Genomic DNA, 302 nt, shown 5'->3' with positions numbered 1-302 from the left:
TGTTATCCGTACCATTCTGGGCGTTTGCGCTAGTCTGGACGCTTGCTCCGCTCTGGGCATCCGCAGCGTCCGGCACACCCCCATCGTCGGAGCCGCCGATGGCTCTGTTCATCCTTTCGCCCATGCCGCTTCGGCTGTCAGGACCGGCGGCCGGAATCATGCTGTTCAGGCCGTAGGCAATCGGCGTGAGCGACCAGTAGAGCGGACCGATCAGAAGGACGAGCAGTCCGGCAATGGCCGTAATTCGAGGCAGCTGCTTCTTGCTGATTTTGAAAAGCGCCAGCAGCCCGGCAACTGCAATA

General features: G+C 60.9%; 1 pseudogene. It reads right to left on the bottom strand.

From position 1 onward, the window contains the following. Positions 1 to 302, bottom strand: a pseudogene (locus L691_RS27700) (4-amino-4-deoxy-L-arabinose transferase); the annotation flags it as partial.

Origin of the sequence: Paenibacillus zanthoxyli JH29 (assembly GCF_000520715.1) — a bacterium.
In the GTDB taxonomy this organism is placed as follows: Bacteria; Bacillota; Bacilli; order Paenibacillales; family Paenibacillaceae; genus Paenibacillus_AQ; species Paenibacillus_AQ zanthoxyli.
This window is presented reverse-complemented; position numbering and strand designations above follow the sequence as displayed.